Here is a 23,548-nt window from a genome sequence, read left to right on the forward strand (position 1 = left end):
GCATCGTCTCAATGCGGGCCGGCGTCGCATCAATCGAAGCGTCCGCCCTGCATCGGAAACGCCTTCAGGAACTCGGCAGCCGGCAGTCGTTTCCCTCCCGGCTTTTGCAGCTCGGTAAAGCGCAACGCGCCGCTGCCGCAGGCGACGATGACGCCATCGTGCGGATCGGCGCTGATGACGGTGCCGGCTGCGTGCGTGCCAACCGCGCTTACCGCTTGCGCCTGCCATAGTTTCAAATGGATGCCGGCGAACGGCGCGAAGGCGCCGGGGAAGGGATTGAAGGCGCGAATCTTGCGTTCCAGGACCTCGGCCGGCAGGCTGAAATCGAGCGCCGCTTCTTCCTTGCTGATCTTGGCCGCGTAAGTGACGCCGGCTTCCGGTTGCGGCGTCGACGGCAACGCATTTTGCTCCAGCAAGCGCAGCGCCTCGACGATCATTTTCCCACCCAGTTGCGCCATCTTGTCATGCAAGGTGCCGGTGCTGTCGCCGGCGTCGATCGCCAGTTTTTCGATCAACAACATCGGCCCGGTATCGAGCCCCTGATCCATTTGCATGATGGTGATGCCGGTCTCGCTATCGCCGGCTTCAATCGCCCGATGGATGGGCGCCGCGCCGCGCCAACGCGGCAACAGCGAACCATGGATGTTCAGGCAGCCATGCGGCGGGATGGTCAATACGCTGAGCGGCAGAATCAAGCCGTAGGCAGCCACCACCATGACGTCGTGCGGCGTCGCCTGCAGCAGCGCGTGGGCCTCCTTGGCAACCTCCGGATATTTGCCGTCCAGCCGCAGCGATACAGGCTGCGCCACCGGGATCTGATGGGCTTGCGCAAATTGCTTGACCGGCGATGCCTGTAGCTGCATGCCGCGTCCTGCGGGTCGGTCGGGCTGGGTCAGCACCAGCGGGATTTGATGGCCGGCGTCGTGCAGCGCCTTGAGCGCGACGGCGGCGAATTCGGGAGTACCGGCAAAGATGATTTTCATGGCGGGATTGTATTACGGAACTAATCGGTTTTGATGTGGGGGCTAGTGTCCGATTATTTTTCCCGGCTTGCACCCATAAGTCAAAAGTTGCACCTTGCGGTGTCATGAGCGGCAGCGGGGCCGCCGTATAGTGGATTTGCTTTTTCAACAAGCATCCCTATATCGAGGAGACAAGCAATGCAGCGCAGATACTTTTCCTTATTGATTGCCGCGTGTGCCGCCGGATTGCTGGCCGCATGCGGCGATGGCGGCGGCAATGCAGCGTCGGCGTTTTCAGCAGATGCAGTCGCGAATCGGCGCGCCCAGTCGCTGTTGGCGCAAATGACGTTGGATGAAAAAATCCAGATGGTGCACGGCGTCGGCATGTATACATCGCCGATTGCAGGCGGCGCCGGATTTATTCCCGGCATCGAGCGGCTCGGCATTCCCGACTTCAGCACGGCGGATGCTTCCAGCGGCGTCAATGTCGTCAATGCCGGCGCCACCGCGATGCCTGCACCGCTGGCCCTGGCCGCCAGCTGGGATGGCGATTTGGCGCGGCAATACGGGGCGTTGATCGGTACCGAACTGCGGGCCCTCGGCTTTGCCGAAGGGCTGGGCGCCGGCGTCAATCTGGCGCGCGAGCCGCGCAACGGCAGAACCTTTGAATACATGGGTGAGGACCCACTGCTGGCCGGTACGCTGTCGGCGCAACGCACGATAGGCACGCAGCAGCAGAAGGTGATTTCGACGATCAAGCATCTGGCCTTGAACAATCAGGAAACCAACCGCTTCACATCCAATTCCATCGTTGATGAAAGAACCATGCGCGAGCTGTATCTGCGCGCTTTTGAAGTGGGCGTGAAAGACGGTCAGCCGGGAAACGTGATGTGCGCCTACAACCTGGTCAACGGCATCAAGGCTTGCGAAAATCCCTACCTGATGACAACGGTATTGAAAAACGAATGGGGCTTCAAAGGCGTGGTGCAGTCGGATTGGATCTTTGCCGTCACCGATACGGTGCGTGCCGCCAACGCCGGCCTGGATGAAGAACAGCCCGGTTCGAGCGACGATGCGGTGGGCGCCTTGGGGCTCCCGACTTACTTCAATCAGCGTTTGAAAGCGGCGATACAAAACGGATCGGTGCCGATGGCGCGGCTGGACGATATGGTGTTTCGCAGATTGCGCACCTTGTACCGGATCGGGATCATGGATGCGCCGCCCCGCAGCGGCGGCACGATTGATGGCGCGAGCGGCAACGCATTGGCCCGGCAGGTGGCGGCGCAGGGCATGGTGTTGCTGAAAAACGATGCGCCGGCCGGTGCCAGCGTCGGCGCTTTGCCGCTGGATGCGGCCGCAGTGAAATCCGTGGTGGTGATTGGCGGGCATGCCGACGCCGGGGTGTTGACGGGCGGCGGCTCCGGCGGTTCGTTGACGCAAGTGGGCAATCCGGTCCCCTGTGCGCAGCCGTCCGCCAAACTGCCGCCGGAAAATTTGATGAGCGCTTGCGCCGCGTATTTCAAATCCGCTCCGCTCGCCGCGATCAGGGCAAAAATGCCGAATGCGAGCGTGACGTATTTCGATGGCAATGATGCCGCAGCTGCCGCCAATGCCGCACAAAATGCCGACGTGGCGTTGATCTTTGCGACCCAGTTCACCAGCGAGCACATGGACCTGCCGTCGCTGAGTTTGCCGGGCGTTGCCAGCGATCCGGCGAATCAAACCTATGACCAGAATGCCTTGATCAGCGCCGTGGCGGCGCGCAACAAGCGTACCGTGGTGGTGCTGGAGAACGGCACTGCGGTGACCATGCCCTGGCTGGCCGGCGTATCGGCGGTACTGGCGGCCTGGTATCCGGGGATCCAGGGCGGCGCCGCGATTGCCGATGTCTTATTCGGCGACGTCAATCCGTCCGGCAAACTGCCGTTGAGTTTTCCGGTCAGCGATAGCGACCTGCCGCAAAAGCAAATCTCGGCCACCGATCTGAACGTCACTTATAGTGAAGGCTTGAAGATGGGCTATCGCTGGTATGACGCGATGCAGATTGCGCCGCTGTTTGCCTTCGGCCATGGTTTGTCGTACACCACGTTTGCCTATTCCAATCTGCAGATTGCGAACGATGCCGGCGGCAATCCGACAGTCAGCTTCACGCTGAAGAACACCGGTGCCCGTGCCGGCGCCGAGGTCGCGCAAATCTATGCGCAGCTGCCGCTCAGCGCAGGCGAACCGCCGCAGCGTCTGGTCGGCTGGCAAAAGGTGCAACTGGCGCCAGGGGAAAGCAAACAGCTGACGCTGGTCATCGACAACGAGCGCCTGGCGATCTGGGATGTGGTCGGGAAAAAATGGCAAGTGCGGAGCGGCGACTACACGCTCTATGTCGGCACCTCTTCACGCGACGGCAATGCATTGAAGGGCGGGCTCAAGCTGTAAATTAACCACGCAGCTTGGCGCGGTGCTGAGTCGGGGACACGCCCCACTGCGCTTTGAAGAAGCGCGACAAGGAGCTTGGAGAAGCAAAGCCGATACGGTCGCTGATTTCACCGATTGACAGCTGGGTTTCTTCGAGCAGGCGTCGGGTTTCGATGCTTCTTACCCGGCTCAGCAGCGATTCGAACGAGCTGTTTTCGTGTTTCAGGCGGCGCAATACGGTCCAGCGCGAAATGTGGAATTGCTGGCATAGCATGGCCAGCATATCGTCGGTCCCGGCTTCCGGCGCGGAGCAGCGCAGCAGGCCGAGTATGGCGCTTTCGGCCTGGGCCGAGAACGTCTCGCGCAGCATGCTGCGCCGGCGCTCGGCCTCGAGTTTGCCGTGCACATAGCGGTTCAGCATCTGGTTGAACGAGGCATACGGCGCGTCCAGGTCGGCGCTGATGCAAAGCAGGCGATTGTGCATTTGCTGAAACCGGACCTGTGCGTCGATCCGGCTTTCGATCACGTGCGGCGGCGTTGCAAGACGGCCTTGCAAATCAATCTGGATGCGATGTCCAGCCCGAGGCAGATAGTGGCGGATGATTTTCGCGACAATCAGGAAATTCCCCAAAGCGCTGGCTGCCGAGCGTGGCGGCTCGCCTTCGCCTTCGTTGATGTAGTCAATTTCTATCCGGTCCGGCGCATGACGCAGCGATACAAAGTCCAGCTCGCCGATCGCATAGCGGTAACTAATGTAGTTATTCAGCGCATCGCGCCCATTCCTGCTGCAGGCGGCGAGCGCGGCGAAATCGGGGAAGAAAGGGAAAAGGTCTTGCAGGCTATCGCTGTCAAGCTGCGGAACGTAAGCCAGCCGGTCCATCAGGCGCAACATTTTCAAATGCTTGCCGCCGGCAATGCGGGCGCCGGTTTCAGCCAGCTCATGGGCTTGTATCCCGGTCAGCCGGCTAAATTCCGCCGGCCCTATGCCGCAGCGTTCCGCGACCGTTTTTATTTCCCGGGCAATCGCGTTGGATACCGTTTTGGAACGAATGTCTGTCCGCATCACCGCCCCCCATTTGCTTTTTATTTGCAAATAATACAACGCCGGAGGGGAGGCTCGGGACAGCGGCGCGCAGCAAATTGCGATGCGCCGCGATTGATTTTATCTTGCGTATTGCTTGTCGCGTTTCTGCTCGCGTTCTTCCTTGAGCATTTTGGATTTGATCCGGTTGCGCTTCAGCGGCGACAGGTATTCGACGAATACCTTGCCTTTCAAATGGTCCATCTCATGCTGGATGCACACCGCCAGCAAGCCGTCGGCCTCGACTTCGAACGGCTTGCCGTCGGCATCCAGCGCCCGCACCTTGACTCGCGCCGGGCGTTCGACGCCGTCGTAGACGCCGGGCACGGACAGGCAGCCTTCGTCGTAGACCTGCTTTTCTTCGCTGGCCCAGATGACTTCCGGATTGATGAACACGCGCAGGTCGGTGCCGGCGTCGGAGGTGTCGATGACCACCAATTGTTCGTGCACGTCGACCTGGGTCGCGGCCAAGCCGACCCCGGGCGCGTCGTACATGGTTTCCGCCATATCGGCGATCAATTTCTTCAGGCGGGTGTCAAAATTTGTCACCGGCTTGGCAATTTTATGCAGGCGAGCATCGGGATAACGCAGGATATTGAGTAAGGACATACGACTTTTGCGAGACAGTTAGGCGGGGTGGAAGTGGTTTTCTCTTGCTAGTTCAATCGTTTGTAGGCAGAATTTGATTCACTTTGGCAAGTTTTTTGCTTTCGATACCAGCACCAATTCAACGCACTATCACCGGAAACAATATGAAAAAGTTTAGCACAGCTGCACTCCTTCTTGCTTTAACGGCCGGATTTGGCACTTTGCCAATGGCTACCGCACAGGCGGCCACGCCGACACGCTGTGAATTTTTGCCTAACGCTCCGGACCAGCATGTTGTCGTCCGCGGCGATACTTTGTGGGGAATTTCCGGGAAATTTCTGCAACATGCATGGTGCTGGCCACAGGTGTGGGGCCTGAATAAAGAAGAGATTCGCAATCCGCACTGGATTTATCCAGGCCAGATCGTTTATTTCGACCGCGCTTCCGGCCGTTTGCGCCTGGGCAACTCAACCGGCGGTACCGGCGGCGTAGTCAAGCTGTCGCCGCATATGCGGGTGCAGGGCATGGGCAACGATGCGATCACCGCGATTCCGGCCGATGCGATCGGTCCTTTCCTGTCGCAACCGTTGATCATCGAAGATGAAGAATTGAAAGATGCGCCGCATATCGTGGCGCCGCAGGATGGCCGCATCAGCCTGGGCCAAGGCGACAAGGCGTATGTGGTCGGCGATCTGAAAGAGGCCACCTCGTTCCAGGTATTCCGCCCCGGCACGCAACTGAAGGATCCGGTCACCGGCAAGGTCATCGCTAACGAAGCCCTGTATCTCGGCACGCTGAAACTGGATCGCCGCGGTAAAACCGAAGGCGAGGCGCATACCTTTACCGTGGTCGAAACGAAACAGGAAATGCAATCGGGCGACCGCATCCTGCCGACACCGGTTGCACCGATCCTGAACTACGTGCCGCACGCACCTACCGGCGAAGTCAACGCCCGTGTCGTGTCGATTTATGGCGGCGTGGCCGCAGCGGCGCAGAACCAGATTGTGTCCATCAATCAGGGCAAAGCCGACAATATCGATGTCGGCACGGTGCTGCAACTGTCGCGTTTCGGTAAAACCATTGCCGATCCTTCCGACCGTAAAAAGATGATCAAGCTGCCTGACGAAGAATACGGCACCCTGTTTATCTTCCGCGTGTTCAACCATATTTCGTATGGCTTGATCATGGAAGTGAAAAATACTGTCGATATTGGCGACCTCGCCAAATCGCCGGAATAAGGGCGTCGATGCCAATGGCGGGCCGCGGTTGACGCAGCACCATGCGCCAGACGAACTGGCCGCTTGGCTGCGGCTGGCGGAGACCGCTGGCGTCGGCTTGGAAACCGCGCGCCGCCTGCTGGCGGCGTTCGGTCTGCCGGCAAATATCTTTGAAACGTCTTTTTCAGCTTTGCACAAGGTGGTGCCGGAACGCATCGCCTACGCACTGCTGGCACCGCTTTCCGAGACCACCCAGGCGCTGATAGAACGCACCCTGGAATGGCTCCAGCAACCCGGCAACCAGTTATTTACGCTAGCCGACAGCGGCTATCCGCAAGCGCTGCTGGATATCGCCGATCCCCCCCTGATGCTGTATGTGAAAGGACGCGCCGAGTTGTTGACGCGGCCGTCGCTTGCCGTGGTCGGCAGCCGCAACGCTACCGCCCAGGGCATTGCCAATGCCGACCGCTTTGCCGAGATCCTGAGCCAGCGCGGCTTGACCATCATCTCCGGGATGGCGCTGGGGATAGACGCCGCCGCCCACCACGGTGCTTTGCGTGGCGCGGCCGGCGCCGTCGAGGCCGGCAGCACGGTGGCGGTGATCGGCACCGGGGCCGACATCGTCTACCCGGCCCGCAATCGCAGTCTGGCACATCAGATAGCGGAAGCGGGCTGTATCGTTAGCGAATACTCACTTGGTACGCCGGGTATCGCAGCCAATTTCCCGCGCCGCAACCGGATTATTTCCGGCCTTGCTCGTGGCGTGCTGGTGGTCGAAGCGGCGGCCCAATCCGGATCCTTGATTACCGCCCGGATGGCGGCCGAACAGGGGCGCGACGTGTTCGCGATCCCCGGCTCCATCCATTCGCCGCTGTCCAAAGGCTGCCATCAGCTCATCAAGCAAGGCGCAAAGCTGGTGGAATCGGCGCAGGACGTGTTGGAAGAGCTCGGGTCTTTTGGCGCAGCGCCGGCCCCGCGCGGACCATCCAAGCTGGCGAAGAGTGTTGAAAGTCCTGCTGAAAATGCCGCGGATGACGATAAAGAAAAGCTGTTGAAAGCGCTAGGCTACGATCCTGTCAGTCTGGACCTGCTGGCGGCGCGCAGCGGGGTCGATGTGGCAACTCTGAACGCGCAACTGCTGGTATTGGAGCTGGAAGGGCTGGTCGAGGTACTGCCGGGCGGGGTCTATCGGCGGCTGGGCTAGCGGGAATTAACTGTTGTTGTTTTTGCATCATGGGCAGCATTTGTCAAATCCTGCGATACTTGGCGATATTTATTGGCGCCGAAACGTACTATGCTGGTGCCTACCCCACACTTATTAGCCTTATTTTTACCAAAGCGACACAGTAGAACCATGTTCGAAGTCCTTGTTTATCTGTATGAAACTTATTACCGGCCCGATGCCTGCCCTGAACCGGAGGCTTTGGTCAAGAAGCTGTCGGCGATTGGTTTTGAAGAGGATGAAATTTCCAAAGCGCTCGGCTGGCTGACCGACCTGGCGGAAACCAATTGCGAATTTGCCGACCAATATCCGCAGCAAACAACGTTTTCCGCCGGCATCCGCATTTACGCCCAGCAAGAAATCGACGTGCTGGGGACGGCGGCGATCGGCTTTATCCAGTTCCTGGAATTGGCCAAGATGCTCAACCCGGTCCAGCGCGAGATCGTCATCGGACGCGCATTGACGGTCAGCGAGACGCCGGTGCCGCTGGATAAGCTCAAGGTCATCGTGCTGATGGTGTTATGGAGCCAAGGCAAGGAACCGGATGGATTGATGTTCGACGAGTTGTTTCTGGACGAAGACGATGATTCGGAGCCGCGTCTTTTGCATTAACCGCCTCCACGCTATTATTGCGCACCGTCAACGCCAGCATTGCGCAACGCCAACGCTTGCTGTGCTTGCGAATTTTCCAACAACCCGCTTATCATTAGCCGCGATGTGAATTGCCGACCGCTATATTTGTAAAATAGTTGTTATTTGGCAGTCGCAAGCCACCCCTTTGATGCCGCCTGAAATCGCGTGCAAAAGCAAAAAATGCGCTGAAAACGCGCGCTACTTTCGAGACAAAACTATGAGCAAGACCCTCATCATCGCCGAGAAACCCTCCGTCGCGAACGACATCGCGAAGACCCTCGGCGGCTTCACCAAGCACGATGAGTACTTTGAGTCCGACGAATACGTGCTGTCTTCGGCCGTCGGTCACCTGCTGGAAATCGCGGTCCCCGAAGAATACGACGTCAAGCGCGGCAAATGGACCTTCACCCATTTGCCGATGATTCCGCCTCACTTCGCGCTGAATCCGATCGCCAAGACCGAATCGCGCCTCAAGGTGCTCAACAAGCTGATCAAGCGCAAAGACGTCACCGCCCTGATCAACGCCTGTGACGCCGGGCGCGAAGGGGAGCTGATTTTCCGCCTGATCGCGCAATATGCGAAAGCCAAGCAGCCGATCAAACGACTGTGGCTGCAGTCGATGACGCCGGGTGCGATCCGCGATGGCTTCGCCCATTTGCGCGACGACCAGGATATGCTGCCGCTGGCCGATGCCGCCCGCTGCCGCAGCGAGGCGGATTGGCTGATCGGCATCAACGGCACGCGCGCGATGACCGCCTTCAATTCGAAAGAAGGCGGTTTCTATTTGACTACCGTCGGCCGGGTGCAAACGCCGACCCTCTCGATCGTGGTCGAGCGCGAAGAAAAGATCAAAAAATTCGTGCCGCGCGATTACTGGGAAGTGCGCGCCGAGTTCGTCTGCGCCGCCGGTGTTTACGAAGGCCGCTGGCTGGACAACGCCTTCAAGAAAGATGAAACCGATCCCGAAAAGCGCGCCGAACGCCTGTGGAGCAAGGCCGCCGCCGAATCGATCGTGGCCGCCTGCCGCGGCAAGCTCGGCAACGTCACTGAAGAATCGAAGCCGGCCACGCAAATGGCGCCGGCCCTGTTCGATTTGACCAGCCTGCAGCGCGAAGCCAACTCGCGCTTCGGCTTCTCCGCCAAGAACACGCTCGGCCTGGCGCAAGCCTTGTACGAAAAGCACAAGGTGCTGACCTATCCGCGGACCGACTCGCGCCATCTGCCGGAAGATTATCTGGGCACCGTCAAGCAGGCGCTGGAGACGGTATCGGAGAACCACAACTACCAACAGTTCGCCGCGCAGATCCTGAACAAGGGCTGGGTCAAGCCGAACAAGCGGATTTTCGACAACACCAAGATCAGCGATCACTTTGCGATCATCCCGACCACGCAAGCGCCGAAGAACCTGTCGGAGCCGGAACAGAAACTGTACGACCTGGTGACGCGCCGCTTCATGGCGGTGTTTTTCCCGGCCGCGGAATTCCAGGTCACCACCCGCTTTACCGAAGTCTCCGGCCATCAGTTCAAGACCGAAGGCAAAGTGATGACCAATGCCGGTTGGCTGGCCATATACGGGAAGACTGCGGGCAAGGAAGCCGCCGACGACAAGGACCCGGAAAACAGCGGCACGCTGGTCGCCGTGGCCAAGGACGAGAAGGTCAAGACCGACAAGATCAGCGCCAATGGCCTGGTCACCAAACCGCCCGCGCGCTACAGCGAAGCAACGCTGCTGTCGGCGATGGAAGGCGCCGGCAAGCTGGTCGACGACGGTGAGTTGCGCGAAGCGATGGCCGGCAAGGGCCTCGGCACGCCGGCAACGCGGGCGGCGATCATCGAAGGCTTGCTGAACGAAAAATACCTGCTGCGCGAAGGCCGCGAAATGATGCCGACCGCCAAGGCATTCCAGCTGATGACCTTGCTGCACGGCCTGGGCGTCGATGAACTGACCGAACCCGAACTGACCGGCGAGTGGGAACACAAGCTGGCGCAGATGGAACGCGGCAAAATCAGCCGCGAAGAATTCATGCGCGAAATCGCCCAGATGACCCAGATCATCGTCAAGCGCGCCAAGGAATACGACAACGACACCATCCCCGGCGACTACGCGACCTTGCTCGCGCCGTGCCCGAATTGCGGCGGCGTGGTCAAGGAAAACTACCGCCGCTTCGCTTGCACCAAGTGCGAATTCTCGATGAGCAAAACGCCGGGCAGCCGTCAGTTTGAAATCCCGGAAGTGGAAGAATTGCTGACCAACCGCACCATCGGTCCGCTGCAAGGTTTCCGCTCCAAGATGGGACGGCCGTTTGCCGCCATCCTCAAAATCAGCCGCGACGAAGAGATCAAGAACTTCAAGCTTGAGTTCGACTTCGGCCAGAACGAAGGCGAAGGCGAAGACGGCGAAGGCGTCGATTTCACCGGCCAGACCGCACTCGGCCCGTGCCCGAAATGCGCCAGCCCGGTATACGAGATGGGACTGGCCTACGTCTGCGAAAAGGCGGTCGCCAAACCGAAGGGCTGCGATTTCCGCAGCGGCCGCGTGATCCTGCAACAAGAGATCTTGCCGGAGCAGATGGTCAAGCTGCTCAACGACGGTAAAACCGATTTGCTGCCGGGCTTTATTTCACAGCGCACCCGACGCCCGTTCAAGGCCTTCCTGGTCAAGGGCAAGGATGGCAAGGTCAGTTTCGAGTTCGAAGAGCGCAAAGCCAAGGCCCCGGCCAAAGGCAAGGCCAAAGCCGCCGCTGTTGAAGACGCTGAGACCGAAGCCAGCGAGACCAGCGTGAAAGCGAAACCGGCGGCCAAGAAGCCAGCGGTCAAAAAACCGGCGGTCAAAAAAGTGGTTGCAAAGCGTAAGGCTGCGTAACCAAGCAAGTAAGTAAGCAAGCGCATTATTGAAAATGACAAAAGCCGCCTTCGAGGCGGCTTTTGTCATTTGATGGCTTGTTCATGCCTCAGCAAATACGCCTTGCGTTCCAGGCCGCCGGCAAAGCCGGTTAACGCTCCCGACATGCCCAGCACGCGATGGCAGGGAACGATGATAGAGAGCGGATTGCGGCCTATCGCGGTGCCGACCGCACGCACCGCGTTGGTCTTGCCACAGTGTCCGGCATGCTGGGTATAAGTGCTGGTCTGTCCGAACCCGATGTCCAGCAAGCCGCGCCACACCGCCTGTTGAAATTCGGTGCCATGCAAGTCCAGCGGCAAGTCGAATTGCCGCCTGCGGCCGGCGAAATATTCGTCAAGCTGCTGTGCCGCCCGCATCAAATGCGGATGCTCCGGCGCATATTGCCAGCCGTCGTCCTTGCCTTTGAAATGGCGATGCTCTTCAAAATAAACGCCGCTGATGCCGGCCTCGGTTGCTGCCAGCAACAGCTTGCCGAGCGGGCTGTCGTGTTCGCTGAAATAGATCATGATTTCATCCTGGTTTTCATCCTAGTGAATGCCACAAAAGCAGCGCCGCATATCCGCGCCACGGTGCCCACGGCGCAGCATGGGCCGCTAGTTGGCGCTCGCTCAGGCGAGTGCCGGGCACCACCGCCTTCTGCAAGCCAAGATCGCCGGCCGGGAACGCATCCGGAAAACGCAGCGCCCGCAAAGCGATGTATTGCGCGGTCCAGTCGCCGATGCCGGCCACGGTTTTCAACTGCGCGACCGCCTCTTGCAGCGTGACGCCGGGTTTCATTTGCAAATGTCCTTGGGCCGCAAAACGCGCCAGATTCAGAATCGTTTGCGCCCGCGTTTTCGGCAACCCGATGGTGGCCAGCTCAAGCGCAGACACTTCGGCCAACTGCTCGGCGGCGGGGAAGTGATGACTCACCGCTGCGAACGGCGTCGCGCACGGCGTACCGAAACGCTGCGCCAGCCGCCCGGCCACCGTGGTGGCCCCCGCTACGCTGACCTGCTGTCCCAGCACGGCGCGCACCGCCAATTCAAAGGCGTCAAACGCCCCGGGTATCCGTATCCCTGCATGCGCGTCCAGCAATTGCGCCAGCAACGGGTCTTGCTGCAAGTGTTGTGCGATCAAGGCCGGGTTGGCGTCCAGGTCAAACTGCATGCGCAGCCGCGACAGCAGCGGCATCAGGCTGGGCGTCAGACTCGGCGCCACATGCACTTCGAGTTGCTGCTGCGGCGGCAGGTGCGTCACGCGCAACCAGCCGCTGACGCCATCGATGCGCACGCTGCGCATATAAGCCGATTGTTCTTGCTCAAGTTGCACCGCTTCGACGCCGCCGATCAGACGCCGCTGCAAATAGCGCAGCATGGTTTCCCAGGCAAACGGCGGTCGATAAGCCAGCCGGACCGTCACGTTATCCGCCTCCTGCGCGGCACTGGCTTTCAATTGCCGCCGCACCGCCGTCGGCGCCATCCCGTAGCGCTCACTAAACAGCGCGTTGAAGCGGCGCACGCTGCCAAAGCCTGCGGCGTCGGCCAGCACCGCCATCGGCAATGCCGTTTCTTGCAGAAGTTTTTTGGCGAACAGCAGGCGCTGGGTTTGCGCCAGCTCGATCGGCGTCACGCCAAAGTGCTGCACCAACACCCGCCGCAACTGGCGCGACGACAATCCGACTTCCTGCGCCAGCTGCTCCAGGTCGCCGCTGTCTTGCTCGTCGCGGTGATTCAGTGCGCCGGCGGCAATCCGCTGCCATACCGCGTAGGCCAGATTCTGCTGCAAGGCATAGGGCGCCAACTCCGGTCGGCAGCGCAGGCAAGGACGAAATCCGGCCGCCTCGGCGGCGGCCGCGCTGGCATAAAAAGTACATGAAGATGCGCGTGCGGTCTTGGCGGTACAGATCGGCCGGCAGTAGATGCCGGTGGTCTTGATGCCGACAAAAAAGACGCCATCGAAGCGGCTATCCCTGGCCGCCAGTGCCCGATAGCAGCTGACGTCGCTGAGCGGTGCGGGAGTGGAGTGTGGAGTGTTCATGGCGCATTTATACGCCTCGCCGCCAGCACCGTCTAGCCGCTTTCGGACATGCATCCTTGGCGTCTTGACTACGCGGCGACCTCGATCCGCGCCTCGACGGTGCCGCCTAATTTTTCCACCAGCGCATCCACTTGCTGTTCGGCGCGGCTGATCGATGCCGCCAGCCTGGCATCGCCGAACTCGTCGTACTCGATCGCCGCCGAGTGAAAGTCGCTAAGCCCCAGGTAATTCAACGGCGCGCGCAGTGCCGGTTCGACATGGTTCAGGTGCGCCAGCTCGCCGTCGTAGCTGTAACCGCCGCGCGCCGTCAGCACCACCACCTGTCTGGGCTTGTCGGTCAGCATCGGCCAATACGGTTCAGCGCTGCGGTTGCGGTCGAAGCCGAAGGTCAGCCCGACCCGCACGATATTGTCTATATAGGCTTTCAGCTGCGCCGGCATGCCGAAGTTGTACATCGGGGCGCCGATCACGATCACGTCCGCCGCGATCAATTCGGCTACCAGCGCATCGCTTTCCGCCAGCGTGTCGCGCATCCAGTCTTCGCGCGCGTCGACGGGGGTGAAGGCGCTGTGGATCCAGGCGCCCGTGACCGGTGCCGGCGGGGTTAGGCCGACGTCGCGGTAGGCAACCGTGTCGGCCGGGTGTTGCGCCAGCCAGCGCTGGACAAAATGGTGGCTCAGGCGACGCGTGTGCGAGCCGTGGGCGTCGCTGCCGGAGCGTCCGGGGCGGGCGCTGGAATCGATATGCAATAGATGAGCCATACTATGCCTTTCAAAAAGAGTCGGAAAATTTTTTGCTGCCGAGAAGCTATGTTCACTGTAGCCGTGCCGAGGAATGGCGACAAACGACAAATATCGCCGCATATAGCTGAGCAAAACTCATGCATAATTTCCTCGCCGCGGGCCAGTCCATTCGGCTCGCTAGCGCTTTCTTAAGCAGATTTGAAGTCATACGATTAGCCACCGCCATCACCGGACACCGACACCGCCATGAGCCAGCGCCTGCCTCCCCTACTCGCCTTGAGGGCTTTCGAAGCCACTGCCCGCCATATGAGCGTCAAGCATGCCGCCGCCGAACTGTCGGTCACCGCGACTGCCGTCAGCCATCAATTGCGGCAGCTGGAGGAGGCGTTGCAGGCCAAATTATTCGAACGCCTGCCGCGGCGGCTGGTATTGACCGCGCAGGGCCATATCCTGTACCCGGCGTTGCGGGAGGGGTTCGACGCATTTGAACAAGGCGTGGCGCGGATCCGCGCCGGACAGCTCCGGCAAGTCGTGACCTTGTCGGTGACGCTGGTGCTGGCGGCGCGTTGGCTGGTGCCGCATGTGGCGAGCTTCCGCGCCGCATGCCCGGGATTGGATTTGCGCATTCATGCGTCGGATGAGGCGGTGGATTTGGCGGCCAGGGAGGCCGACCTGGCGATCCGTTACGGCGCCGGCAAATGGCCGGGCTTGGCGGCGGAGCATTTGATGCAAGAAAATTTCGCCCCGGTCTGTAGTCCGGCGCTCAAGCTCAAGGATGCCGCCGATTTGCCGCGCCACCCTTTGATTCATTTCGCATGGCAGAAGAGCTTCCGCAATCCCGCCACTTGGCAGCGTTGGGCCAAGCAGGCGCAGCTGCCTGCACTGGAAAAACTGGATGCCGCGGCCGGCCTGTTCTTTTCGGACGGCAGCCACGCCATCCAGGCCACCTTGGCCGGTCAGGGCGTGGCCATGATGGGTTTGGCGCTGATTGACGCCGAACTGCGCAGCGGTGCGTTGGTGCAGCCGTTCGGCCCGGTGCTGGATGCCGGCAGTTACTACGTGGTGTGCGACGAGGCGCGCCAGCATGAGCCGCAGCTGCAGCTGGTCAGGCAGTGGCTGCACGGGCTGAGGGCGGTCGCGGCATAGGATGCCGCGGCGCCTGCGGTGGATTTGGGGGCATTTCGGTGGAAGACGCTGCGCTTTTCCACCCTACCAAATGATTTGATTTGTCATCAGATATGCAACCAGGCCAGTGTTCCCAGCACCACGCTTGCCCCGGCTGCACCGTAAGCCACCTTCTTCAGCCATTCCTTGCGCGTCAACAGCGTGATCGCCGCCAGTGAAATGGCGATCTGGATCGCGGTCATGGCCTGTGCCCAGCGGTGATGTTGATGCAACACTAACTCTGATTTTTCATCCCATGCCTTGGCTTCTTCTTCGAGCGCTTCGGCCTTCTTCTGCACTACCTCTTTTTCCGCCTTGTAGCGTTGCGCTTCGGCGCCGTAATGCGCGGCGTCGACGCCGGGGATGTGGGTCGCCAGTTCCGACAGGTTTTGCCGGCTCGATTTGGCCTGGTAATAATTCCATTGATTGGCTGCTTCGGTCTTCTTGATGGCCGCGTTGTTCTTGTTCATCGCGGCTTCGCTTTCGGTGGAGCCGGCCTGATAGCTGAACAAAGCGCCGATGGTCGCCATGATCGCGGTCATCACGGCGATTTTGCCGGCGAAATTGTCGCGGCTCTCATGCGCGCGCTCGGCGACTTCTTCCAGATGGTGTTCGTGCGGGCTGGGGACTTCGAATTCTTCTGCCATGGGGAATGATCTTTGAATGGTGATGAGTTGAAAAAAATATCTGACGGGCGCCTCAAAAAAACCGTGGCGAGCATCGCAGCCCTGAGATTGGGACGCGCAGTAGGTTTTTCGAGGTGCCCTGATGCGATAGCGCAAATCATGCCATAGACAACGGGATTAATGTCCGACTCTTGGCGCTAGTTGACTTGCTGGCATGCATCTGCGCCCAACAAGCAAAAACACAAAAGCCAGCTAAATCACAGACTTTGATTTAGCTGGCTTCTTGTTATTTACACCATGCAAAGCGTATCAATCGCCTTGCATCGCGACGACACGATCAATAGGTATAAAACATCCGTTGGATTTCTTTGGTGTCGTTGGTTTTGGTCAGCGCCAGCATCAACAGGATGCGTGCTTTCTGCGCGTTCAGCGTATCGGACGCCACGAAGTCCAGCGCATCGTCGTTGGCTTCACCGTTGCGCGCCACAATGCCTTGGCCGACGCGGCTGGAGCGGACGATGATCACGCCTTTTTTACGCGCTTGCATCAATGGCTCTTTCATTTGCGCGGCAATGCTGCCGTCGCCGACACCGGCCTGAACAATGCCCTTGGCGCCGGCCTTGACTTGCGCGTCCAGCGCGGCCCGGTTCATGTTGGCATAACCGTAGATGATGTCGACTTGCGGCAGCACATCCAGCTTGCTGATGTCGAATTCGGTATCGGCCGTATTCTTGCGGGTCGACTGGCGATAGAAGTGCGGCCGGTTGTCTTGCATGTAGCCGAGCATGCCGAGTTCCGGCGATTTGAAAGTGTCGGTGGTGGAGGTGTTGGTCTTGGTGACTTCGCGCGCGGCATTGATCTGGTCGTTCAACGCTACCAGCACGCCCTTGCCTTTTGCATCCTCGCTACCGGCCAGCAGCACGGCGTTGTAGAGGTTGATCGGACCGTCTGCCGACAGCGCGGTCGAAGGACGCATCGCGCCGACGATCACCACCGGCTTGCGGCTCTTGACGGTGAGGTCGAGGAAGTAGGCGGTTTCTTCGATGGTGTCGGTGCCGTGGGTGATCACGATGCCATCCACGTCAGGCTGCGCCAGCAAGGTATTGACGCGCTTGGCCAGTTTCAGCCAGTGGTCGTTGGTCATGCTTTCGCTGGCGATCTGGAACACTTGTTCGCCCTTGACGTTGGCCACTTTTTTCAGTTCCGGCACGGCGGCGATCAGTTTGTCGACGCCCACGGTAGCCGAGGTATAACCGACGGTGGTGGTGGTGTCGGCGCCGGTGCCGGCAATCGTGCCGCCGGTCGCCAGGATCATCACATTGGGGAGTTTGGCCTGAGCGTCTTGTGCATGCGCCGATGAAGTCGCCAGCAGCAGCGCGCTGAACATCATCAATGCGTAAGAACTGACGCTTCGTATTTGCAGTTTATGAGTAAACATAGATCTCCTGATTGATTAGTGGTTGTTGTGATTCAATCTACGTCGGTCACACACCAAATCACCTCCCTGATTGCGGATGCGCGGCCGAGCACATGCACTTTACTGGAAAGTTGGTAAAAAAATCAATTGTAATTTATGCATAAGGGCAACAGAGTGCTCTTACGCTACGTAGGAGTGTACTCACTGATTGCTTGTTGCGCAGGACACCATTGCCGTTAGGAAATTTATTGCGCGCGAGGGTCTTTTCAGATGCCGTGCCATATCACATGGATCACGCCGCCTCGGACTCCGGGTCCCGCATGATATGCAAATGACGCGTCGGGAACGGCATCGAGCAGCCGGCGCTCTCTAGCGTGGCTCTCAGCTTTTGACAGATATCCCAGCGCACCGCCCAGAAATCGGCGGTCGTGGCCCATACCCGGATGTTCAGCATGATTGCGCTATCGGCATGATCTGTGACCACCACCAGCGGCTCCGGAGTTGGCAAAATCCTGGCGTCGGTCGCCAGCATGGCCTGCAAGGCGCGGATCGCTACCGCCGGATCGTCGTGGTAGCTGATGCCGGCCGGAATATCCATGCGGCGCGTGGTGTGGCGGCTAAAGTTGGTCAGCGCGCTGTTCCACAGCTGGTTGTTCGGCACAAACAGGCAGATGCCGTCGGCCTTGGTCAGTTTGGTCGCGAACAGGCCGATTTCGTTGACGGTCCCTTCAACGCTGCCGTTGGAGATATATTCGCCGACCTGGAACGGCCGCAGGAACAGCAGCATCATGCCGGCTGCAATGTTTTGCAAAGTGCCCTGCAACGCCAGGCCAATCGCCAGACCTGCCGCGCCCAGGATGGCGACGATGCTGGCGGTCTGCACGCCGAATTGCCCAAGCACTGCAATCAGCGTCACCAGCCGCACCATCCACAGCACGATGCTGCGCACTACCGGGCGCAAGGTGGCATCGATATCGGCGCGCACCATGATGCGCTTCAAGCCGTTGGCGAGCAGCGACGACAGCCACCAGCCGAATATCAGGATCACGATCGCCAGCACGGCATTGATGCTGTATTTCACCGACGATTGCAGTAAAAAATTCCAGATGGAAGTGAGGTGATCAATTGCAAAGATATTCAAGGACAGCTCCTGTTGCGGAAATGGAATTACACGAACCTGGTCAGTGTGTGAATCTGGTGTGTGAATCGGGGGGGGGGCTCTATCTTACCAGCAGGCCCTGGGCGGTTTGTTCGATTCCACAGTGCGCTACGGCATTGTCGCCGGCTCCCCCGCTCTCGACACCATCAAAGACCCGGATATACGCGCACGGATGCAGGTCGTGACTGCAGCTGGCACACTCACACTGCTCGATTGGCTCAGAGATGGCAAGGTGGACGCCATCTTGCAGAATGTTGCGACCTTGAATTATCTGAACCTGCATGTCTATCAGAAAAAACTGAAGATAGCGCTGGTGGTTGACGATCATCCCGCCAATCGCTTACTGCTGAGCCGTCAGCTGTCGTTCCTCGGCATCCGATCAATGTCCGCGGAAAGTGGCGCGCAAGCGCTTGAAGTCCATGCAAAACATGTCTTCGATCTGATGATCACCGACTGCTCGATGCCGGAGATGGACGGCTTCACGCTGGTCAAGGAGATTCGCAGGCGCGAATCGGGACCGCAGGGCCGCTGTTTGATCATCGGCTATACCGCAGATGCACGGCAGGAGGTGTTGGCGTTGGCGTCCGAGGCCGGCATGGATGAGTGCCTGATAAAACCGGTCGCCCTTGAGCAATTGCAGCGCGCATTAACCAGGCATGGGGAAGCCGGCCTGCGATTCAACGATGCGCGATCGAAGCCGGAGATCGAGGTCGACCACGACATCGCACTTCGCAGCGGCATCCGCTCGGCGATCCATCGATTTTCGGACGGAGATCAGGAAATGGGCAGTATATTTCTAAAAACCCTGCTCGCCGCCAACCTGTCCGATGCCGAAGAACTGGCAGCCGCGATGCGCGCAGAAGACGCTGTCAAAGCAGCGCAACTGGCCCACAAAATCAAAGGGGGTGCGCAACTGATCGATGCGAGCTCGCTGATTGCAGCCTGTATTGCGCTGGAACAAGCGCTGGCAAGCGATCCGCTCCAATCCCAAGGTCATTACGAGCAGTTGCGTGCGGCGCTGGACACGGTCAATCGCACGCTGGAAAACCCAGCCCTGCTGACGGCGGCGTAGTGCAAAGAGCGACGTCAGGGCTGCGGATTTCAAGGAATCAATTGATGAGCTTTGGCAAAATCGGCCAAAGAGACGACGCTTCGGGTCTTGACGTTGAGCTTTTCGTACAGATGCACTTTATGGCTGCTGACCGTCTTGCTGCTGATGCATAATTCGGCGCCGATCTTTTTGTTGGAATAGCCCAGCGCCAACAGCTTGAGTACCGATAATTCCCGTTTCGACAGGCTGTCGCGGATCCGCTCGCCGTCGCTGATCTCCGGCGTGGATGGAAAGCAATTGAATCCCGCCATGATGGCTTTGGCGGCATTCAACATCTCGCTCAAGTCCTGCTGTTTGCTGACATAACTATTGGCTCCGGCTTGCAGCGTCCTGGACACGAACAGGGACTCCTGCTGTCCGGATAACACCAGTATGCGGACGTCGGGATCAAGCTTGCGCACCGCCTCGATCAAGGCGATGCCGTCCAGTTTCGGCAAGCCCAAATCGATAATCAACAGATCAGGTGAGTGTTGACGAATCTTCTGCAGGCCGTCTTCGCCATCTTTTGCTTGCGCGACAATCACATATTCGCCATCTTTTTCCATCAAGTATTTGATAGCCAGCAATATTGCTGGATGATCATCAATAACAACGACACGTTTCATGATTATCTCCAGGTTGACGATATGCAGCACATCAAGCACGGCGGGATTCATCGGTAGCACCGCTTTCGGACCCGCGATGCTTGCCTCGGCTTGGGGCCGTTTGCTACGGCTTTAGAGGTGTTCTTGGCGCGAACGTTCAGACAGCGAAAATGAGAGCCATTTTCATTCGTTAATCTCTAAGTATTATGCGAGAAGATGCTTGATAGAAATATCAGCGCTATCTGGAATTATTTTGAGAGTATTCTGATGCGTAAATTGCAAGCATCAAGCCAAACCAAAACTTTAGCGGTCTCCGGTTTGCTAACATATGGCCTGTTCGTGCATGCGCCGATGCAAAGATGCACATGATCCCTGTCTCCCACCCTCTTTAGCGACTTCCCATGAGCAAATACTGGAGCCCGATCGTCAGCCGCCTGACGCCCTACACCCCCGGCGAGCAGCCCAAGCTCAGCAAGCTGGTCAAGCTCAATACCAACGAAAACCCGTATGGCCCGTCGCCGCTGGCGCTGGCCGCGATCGCCCGTGAAGTCGGCGACAGCTTGCGGCTGTATCCGAATCCGGACGCCGAGCCGCTGAAGTTGGCGATCGCCGAGTACCACGCGCAGCACGGCATCACGCCGGCCCACGTGTTTGTCGGCAATGGCTCCGACGAAGTGCTGGCGCATGCGTTCCAGGCGCTGCTGCAACACGATGCGCCGATTCTGTTCCCGGACATTACCTACAGCTTCTATCCGACCTATTGCAGTCTGTATCAAGTTGCCTATCGGACCATTCCGCTGGCCGCCGACTTTACGCTGCGGGTCGACGATTACCTGACTGCCGGAGCAAATGGCGGCATCATTTTCCCCAATCCGAACGCGCCCACCGGTTGCCTGCTGCCGCTGGCGGAAGTCGAACGGCTGGCGGCGGCACAGCCCGACAGCGTGGTGATCGTGGATGAGGCTTATGTCGATTTCGGCGGCGACAGTGCGATCCCGCTGGTGGCGCGCTACCCGAACCTGCTGGTGGTGCAGACGCTGTCCAAATCGCGTTCGCTGGCCGGCTTGCGGGTCGGCTTTGCGATCGGCCAGCCGGACTTGATCACGGCGCTGGAGCGGGTCAAAAACAGTTTCAATTCGTATCCGCTGGATCGCATGGCGATCGTCGGCGCCACCGCGTCTATCCAGGACCAGGCGCATTTCGAGCAAACCCGGCAGGCGGTGATTGCCAGCCGCAACACCTTGGTTGCCGGTCTGCAGGCATTGGGTTTCGAGGTGCTGCCGTCGGCCGCCAACTTCGTGTTTGCGCGCCATCCGCGGCACGATGCCGCGCAGCTGGCCGCCACCCTGCGCAGCGACGGCATCATCGTGCGTCACTTCAGCAGCGAGCGCATTGCGCAATTCCTGCGCATCACGGTCGGCACCGATGCGGCATGCCATACATTGCTGGATGCCTTGCGGATTCACTTGCAATAAACTGCAACACTAGGGCACCACGAAAAACCGTAGCGAGCGGCCCAAGGTCGGGGCGAGAAGCACAGCCGTACGGAGGTACGGCGAGCATCGCAGCCCCGAGATTGGGTCGCGCAGTAGGTTTTTAGAGGTGCCCACTAGTTCGTCAATTAACCACACGGAACCCACATGACGTTTATTTCATCGCTAATCCCTGCTGGCGCTCGCCGTAGCCTGGCCATCGCCGGCGCCGCCTGCATCACGCTGGCCGCCTGTGCCGGCGCCGGCCAGAAACCAAGCGGCGACGATCCGCTATTGCTGGCATCGCGCTGGGAGCTGACCAGCTGGACCGGCCATCAACTGCCGCAAGCCACCAACGGCAAGCCGGTGATCCTCAACTTCGTGCGCGAGAAGGAACGTGGCCGGGTCAGCGGCCGTGCCGGCTGCAATCAGTTTGCCGCGCCTTACTCGGTGCGCGCGCCTGGACAATTGACGATTACCGAAGCGGTCACCACGCGCATGGCGTGCCCGCAACAAGCGCAGCAATTCGAAGCCGATTTCCTCGAACAGCTGATGGCGGTCAACCACTACCGCATCGCCGGCTCGCAGCTGGAAATGCAAGCGATCGACGGCCAGACCCTGGTTTTCCAGGCACGCGACAAGCCGAGTGCCGACGCCAAAATCAAGTTCATCTATGTCGCCCCGCAAAAGGCCCCCTGTAGCGCCGGCGTCATGCAAACCACCTGTTTCCAGATTCGCGAACGCAAGGAAGATCCTTGGCAGCTCTGGTATGGCGACATCAATGGCTTCGCATTCACGCCGGGCCACGACTATCGGCTGCGGATCCTGGAAGAGCAGATCGCCAATCCGCCGGCTGATGCCAGTTCAGTCAAATGGACCCTGGACCTGGTGGTCGAGCAAGGTATCGCCGCGCCATCCAAGTAACACCACGTCGGATTGAAAATGCACGCCGCGTCACATGAGCTGTTGCTGCTGCCGGGTTTCATGCTGGATCAAACCCTGTGGGACGACATGCGTGACGGCCTGTCGCAACTGGGGCGGCTGCATTTCGGCGATCTGGGCCAGGACGACTCTATCGCCGCCATGGCTACCCGGGTGCAGCAACACGCGCCGCCGCGTTTCGTACTGATCGGCTTTTCGATGGGCGGTTATGTGGCCCAGGAAATCATGCGCCAAGCACCGCAGCGGGTCATAGCGCTGGCCCTGCTGAATACCTCGGCCCGCGGCCAAAGCGCTGAGGAAATTGCGCGCAACCAGGCGCAGATCGAGCTTGCCGGGCGCATGCCGTTCAAGGGCTTGACCCGCCGCACGCTGGCCTCGTCGGTGCATCCCGGGCGCGCCGACGATCAGGCCTTGCTCGACCGCATCCAGGCGATGGCGCTGCGCAATGGTAAGCAAGTCTTCATCCGGCAATTGTCGGCGGTACGCAGCGACGGTTACGCCGCCCTGCATAAAATCCAGTGCCCGACGCTGATCGTCGCCAGCCGCAACGACCAGCTGCGCAGCGTCGAAGAGGCTGAGCAAATGGCCGAGCGGATTGCCGATGCCAGCCTGGTCGTGGTCGAAAATTGCGGCCATATGACGCCGCTGGAGCAGCCGGTGCAACTGCTGCAAATCCTCTCCGATTGGCTGATCTCGCAAAAGTAGGGCGGAAAAGCGTAGCGCCTTCCGCCGCATGCGGCCCAAACTCCATTTCATGTTGCACGTCCAACGGCGGATAACGCTGCGCTCATCCGCCCTACCAACGACATATCCAGAAATAGCAGGACGCCAATAATTGCCTTAGCAAGTAGGGCGGAAAAGCGCAGCGCCTTCCGCCGCATGCGGTCCAAACTCCATTACATGTTGCACGTCCAACGGCGGATAACGCTGCGCTCATCCGCCCTACCGGCGACCTATCCAAAAATAGCGGGACGCCAATAATTGCCATGGCGTTAGATAGCGTCTATAGTCGCTTCCGTCCCTGTTAAACAGGCAGGGATGAGGTTTAGCAGCCTGAGTTTGCAAGAAGTCACAGACCGCCCCAGGGCGGTTTGTGCCACCTTCGTACGCCCTCCATGGGTGGCGGCGGTGGGGAGCCTTCGGGCTGCCGGTTTTCCTTCTTGCACCGGTCTGCTAACCCTACCGTCTGCCGCTGTGTGTCAAGAACGCAAAAGCCGAAGTATCGGCCGCTGCGATGCTTTATTGAAGATGAGGGTCGGCCCCTCGTGATCGGCGTGCAGGCGCAGGTCACAAA

General features: G+C 59.6%; 20 protein-coding genes. 10 read left to right on the forward strand and 10 right to left on the reverse strand.

Annotated elements, in window-relative coordinates:
• Positions 1-29: 29 nt before the first annotated feature.
• A complete protein-coding gene (gene fmt, locus ACFPM8_RS05240; protein ID WP_378995670.1) occupies positions 30-983 on the reverse strand; it encodes a methionyl-tRNA formyltransferase in 954 nt (317 codons plus the stop codon).
• Between the two features lie 177 nt (positions 984-1,160).
• On the opposite strand from fmt, the gene ACFPM8_RS05245 reads away from it, so the two are divergent.
• Positions 1,161-3,392 (forward strand): beta-glucosidase family protein, encoded by a 2,232-nt coding sequence (locus ACFPM8_RS05245; protein WP_378995672.1) that lies wholly within the window; start codon positions 1,161-1,163, stop codon positions 3,390-3,392.
• Between the two features lies 1 nt (position 3,393).
• On the opposite strand, the gene ACFPM8_RS05250 is transcribed toward ACFPM8_RS05245, so the two are convergent.
• Positions 3,394-4,434, reverse strand: coding sequence for a helix-turn-helix domain-containing protein (locus ACFPM8_RS05250; RefSeq protein ID WP_378995674.1), 1,041 nt, complete (start codon positions 4,432-4,434; stop codon positions 3,394-3,396).
• A 99-nt stretch (positions 4,435-4,533) separates the two neighbouring features.
• Complete coding sequence (gene def, locus ACFPM8_RS05255; protein ID WP_378995676.1) at positions 4,534-5,061, reverse strand: peptide deformylase; 528 nt, start codon at positions 5,059-5,061, stop codon at positions 4,534-4,536.
• A 143-nt stretch (positions 5,062-5,204) separates the two neighbouring features.
• Here def and ACFPM8_RS05260 point away from each other — a divergent pair, with 143 nt between their 5' ends.
• From ACFPM8_RS05260 to ACFPM8_RS05275, 4 genes are all read left to right on the forward strand, one after another.
• Positions 5,205-6,278, forward strand: coding sequence for a LysM peptidoglycan-binding domain-containing protein (locus ACFPM8_RS05260; protein ID WP_378995678.1), 1,074 nt, complete (start codon positions 5,205-5,207; stop codon positions 6,276-6,278).
• A gap of 28 nt (positions 6,279-6,306) precedes the next feature.
• Complete coding sequence (gene dprA / locus ACFPM8_RS05265) at positions 6,307-7,461, forward strand: DNA-processing protein DprA (protein WP_378995753.1); 1,155 nt, start codon at positions 6,307-6,309, stop codon at positions 7,459-7,461.
• 150 nt (positions 7,462-7,611) lie between these two features.
• On the forward strand, positions 7,612-8,091 hold the full coding sequence (locus ACFPM8_RS05270) for a Smg family protein (RefSeq protein WP_378995680.1): 480 nt from the start codon (positions 7,612-7,614) through the stop codon (positions 8,089-8,091).
• A 238-nt stretch (positions 8,092-8,329) separates the two neighbouring features.
• A complete protein-coding gene (locus ACFPM8_RS05275) occupies positions 8,330-10,975 on the forward strand; it encodes a DNA topoisomerase III (protein WP_378995682.1) in 2,646 nt (881 codons plus the stop codon).
• A 65-nt stretch (positions 10,976-11,040) separates the two neighbouring features.
• Here the strand turns inward: ACFPM8_RS05275 and ACFPM8_RS05280 are convergent, their stop codons facing one another.
• The 3 genes from ACFPM8_RS05280 to ACFPM8_RS05290 form a co-directional block, all read right to left on the reverse strand.
• Entirely contained in the window at positions 11,041-11,523 is a 483-nt protein-coding gene (locus ACFPM8_RS05280; RefSeq protein WP_378995684.1) for a methylated-DNA--[protein]-cysteine S-methyltransferase, read from the reverse strand.
• A gap of 16 nt (positions 11,524-11,539) precedes the next feature.
• Entirely contained in the window at positions 11,540-13,036 is a 1,497-nt protein-coding gene (locus ACFPM8_RS05285) for an AlkA N-terminal domain-containing protein (RefSeq protein WP_378995686.1), read from the reverse strand.
• 68 nt (positions 13,037-13,104) lie between these two features.
• Positions 13,105-13,797 (reverse strand): FMN-dependent NADH-azoreductase, encoded by a 693-nt coding sequence (locus tag ACFPM8_RS05290; RefSeq protein WP_378995688.1) that lies wholly within the window; start codon positions 13,795-13,797, stop codon positions 13,105-13,107.
• A 228-nt stretch (positions 13,798-14,025) separates the two neighbouring features.
• Here ACFPM8_RS05290 and ACFPM8_RS05295 point away from each other — a divergent pair, with 228 nt between their 5' ends.
• Positions 14,026-14,925 carry a LysR substrate-binding domain-containing protein gene (locus ACFPM8_RS05295; protein ID WP_378995690.1) on the forward strand — a complete coding sequence of 300 codons (900 nt, stop codon included), beginning with the start codon at positions 14,026-14,028 and terminating at the stop codon, positions 14,923-14,925.
• A gap of 86 nt (positions 14,926-15,011) precedes the next feature.
• Here ACFPM8_RS05295 and ACFPM8_RS05300 read toward each other — a convergent pair whose 3' ends face one another.
• The 3 genes from ACFPM8_RS05300 to ACFPM8_RS05310 form a co-directional block, all read right to left on the reverse strand.
• The gene (locus ACFPM8_RS05300) at positions 15,012-15,590 is read right to left on the reverse strand and encodes a DUF4337 domain-containing protein (protein ID WP_378995692.1); all 579 of its coding nucleotides are present in this window, start codon (positions 15,588-15,590) and stop codon (positions 15,012-15,014) included.
• A 316-nt stretch (positions 15,591-15,906) separates the two neighbouring features.
• Positions 15,907-16,959 carry a type II asparaginase gene (locus ACFPM8_RS05305; protein ID WP_378995755.1) on the reverse strand — a complete coding sequence of 351 codons (1,053 nt, stop codon included), beginning with the start codon at positions 16,957-16,959 and terminating at the stop codon, positions 15,907-15,909.
• Between the two features lie 319 nt (positions 16,960-17,278).
• Positions 17,279-18,127: a mechanosensitive ion channel family protein gene (locus ACFPM8_RS05310; protein ID WP_378995694.1), complete on the reverse strand. Its 849-nt coding sequence runs from the start codon at positions 18,125-18,127 to the stop codon at positions 17,279-17,281.
• A gap of 106 nt (positions 18,128-18,233) precedes the next feature.
• Between ACFPM8_RS05310 and ACFPM8_RS05315 the strand changes: the two genes are divergently transcribed.
• Positions 18,234-19,217 (forward strand): response regulator, encoded by a 984-nt coding sequence (locus tag ACFPM8_RS05315; RefSeq protein ID WP_378995696.1) that lies wholly within the window; start codon positions 18,234-18,236, stop codon positions 19,215-19,217.
• 29 nt (positions 19,218-19,246) lie between these two features.
• Here the strand turns inward: ACFPM8_RS05315 and ACFPM8_RS05320 are convergent, their stop codons facing one another.
• The gene (locus ACFPM8_RS05320; protein ID WP_378995699.1) at positions 19,247-19,861 is read right to left on the reverse strand and encodes a response regulator; all 615 of its coding nucleotides are present in this window, start codon (positions 19,859-19,861) and stop codon (positions 19,247-19,249) included.
• Positions 19,862-20,241: 380 nt separating this feature from the next.
• On the opposite strand from ACFPM8_RS05320, the gene hisC reads away from it, so the two are divergent.
• The 3 genes from hisC to ACFPM8_RS05335 all read left to right on the forward strand — a co-directional run bounded on the left by hisC (position 20,242) and on the right by ACFPM8_RS05335 (position 22,959).
• Entirely contained in the window at positions 20,242-21,315 is a 1,074-nt protein-coding gene (hisC, locus tag ACFPM8_RS05325; RefSeq protein WP_378995703.1) for a histidinol-phosphate transaminase, read from the forward strand.
• Between the two features lie 165 nt (positions 21,316-21,480).
• Entirely contained in the window at positions 21,481-22,236 is a 756-nt protein-coding gene (locus ACFPM8_RS05330) for a DUF4377 domain-containing protein (RefSeq protein ID WP_378995705.1), read from the forward strand.
• An 18-nt stretch (positions 22,237-22,254) separates the two neighbouring features.
• Positions 22,255-22,959, forward strand: a complete 705-nt coding sequence (locus tag ACFPM8_RS05335; protein WP_378995707.1) for an alpha/beta fold hydrolase — start codon at positions 22,255-22,257, stop codon at positions 22,957-22,959.
• The last annotated feature ends 589 nt before the right edge of the window (positions 22,960-23,548 follow it).

This window comes from Paraherbaspirillum soli, from assembly GCF_042654985.1.
In the GTDB taxonomy this organism is placed as follows: Bacteria; Pseudomonadota; Gammaproteobacteria; order Burkholderiales; family Burkholderiaceae_D; genus Paraherbaspirillum; species Paraherbaspirillum soli.

Bases quoted from the DNA above. Each gene is read 5' to 3' on its own strand.
- ACFPM8_RS05335 (WP_378995707.1), top strand. From the start codon at position 22,255: ATGCACGCCGCGTCACATGAGCTGTTGCTGCTGCCGGGTTTCATGCTG.
- ACFPM8_RS05295 (WP_378995690.1), top strand. From the start codon at position 14,026: ATGAGCCAGCGCCTGCCTCCCCTACTCGCCTTGAGGGCTTTCGAAGCC.
- ACFPM8_RS05245 (WP_378995672.1), top strand. From the start codon at position 1,161: ATGCAGCGCAGATACTTTTCCTTATTGATTGCCGCGTGTGCCGCCGGA.
- fmt (WP_378995670.1), bottom strand. From the start codon at position 983: ATGAAAATCATCTTTGCCGGTACTCCCGAATTCGCCGCCGTCGCGCTC.
- ACFPM8_RS05300 (WP_378995692.1), bottom strand. From the start codon at position 15,590: ATGGCAGAAGAATTCGAAGTCCCCAGCCCGCACGAACACCATCTGGAA.
- def (WP_378995676.1), bottom strand. From the start codon at position 5,061: ATGTCCTTACTCAATATCCTGCGTTATCCCGATGCTCGCCTGCATAAA.
- hisC (WP_378995703.1), top strand. From the start codon at position 20,242: ATGAGCAAATACTGGAGCCCGATCGTCAGCCGCCTGACGCCCTACACC.
- ACFPM8_RS05270 (WP_378995680.1), top strand. From the start codon at position 7,612: ATGTTCGAAGTCCTTGTTTATCTGTATGAAACTTATTACCGGCCCGAT.
- ACFPM8_RS05320 (WP_378995699.1), bottom strand. From the start codon at position 19,861: ATGAAACGTGTCGTTGTTATTGATGATCATCCAGCAATATTGCTGGCT.
- ACFPM8_RS05275 (WP_378995682.1), top strand. From the start codon at position 8,330: ATGAGCAAGACCCTCATCATCGCCGAGAAACCCTCCGTCGCGAACGAC.
- ACFPM8_RS05280 (WP_378995684.1), bottom strand. From the start codon at position 11,523: ATGATCTATTTCAGCGAACACGACAGCCCGCTCGGCAAGCTGTTGCTG.
- ACFPM8_RS05330 (WP_378995705.1), top strand. From the start codon at position 21,481: ATGACGTTTATTTCATCGCTAATCCCTGCTGGCGCTCGCCGTAGCCTG.
- ACFPM8_RS05285 (WP_378995686.1), bottom strand. From the start codon at position 13,036: ATGAACACTCCACACTCCACTCCCGCACCGCTCAGCGACGTCAGCTGC.
- ACFPM8_RS05250 (WP_378995674.1), bottom strand. From the start codon at position 4,434: ATGCGGACAGACATTCGTTCCAAAACGGTATCCAACGCGATTGCCCGG.
- ACFPM8_RS05260 (WP_378995678.1), top strand. From the start codon at position 5,205: ATGAAAAAGTTTAGCACAGCTGCACTCCTTCTTGCTTTAACGGCCGGA.
- ACFPM8_RS05305 (WP_378995755.1), bottom strand. From the start codon at position 16,959: ATGATGTTCAGCGCGCTGCTGCTGGCGACTTCATCGGCGCATGCACAA.
- ACFPM8_RS05290 (WP_378995688.1), bottom strand. From the start codon at position 13,797: ATGGCTCATCTATTGCATATCGATTCCAGCGCCCGCCCCGGACGCTCC.